This window comes from Parvimonas sp. D2, from assembly GCF_035282635.1.
Taxonomy (GTDB): Bacteria; Bacillota; Clostridia; order Tissierellales; family Peptoniphilaceae; genus Parvimonas.
Genome location: NZ_JAYKBO010000018.1, coordinates 1 through 378 on the forward strand (window position 1 = coordinate 1; position 378 = coordinate 378).

Annotated in this window: 1 tRNA gene; it reads right to left on the minus strand. The window is 38.4% G+C overall.

The features are described 5' to 3' along the window. Positions 1-77: 77 nt before the first annotated feature. Positions 78-153: transfer RNA gene (locus VJI77_RS07400), tRNA-Ala, on the minus strand. Between the last annotated feature and the right edge of the window lie 225 nt (positions 154-378).

The window sequence follows — 378 nt, forward strand, 5'->3', positions numbered from 1 at the left end:
TCTCAGTGCCAAGGCATTCACCTTATGCCCTTGGTCGCTTGACCAGAAATATATTTCTCTTTAATTGTCAGGTTTCTTGGTGGAGATGAGGAGATTCGAACTCCTGACCCCCTGCTTGCAAGGCAGGTGCTCTCCCAACTGAGCTACACCCCCAAAATGTTTTTTTACGACAGTATAAATTTTTGGGGGTTCTGCGTACCCCTTATACTTTTATACTATCATTTTGGTATTCTCTTTTAGTTAGCCTTACAGCTTTTGGTTTAAAATTAAAAATTTTAAAAAAAATATGAACCAAAAAAACAGTGATAAAACTAAGAATTTTAATTGAACTGTCGTTCTTTGTACTCCTTAGAAAGGAGGTGATCCAGCCGCACCTTC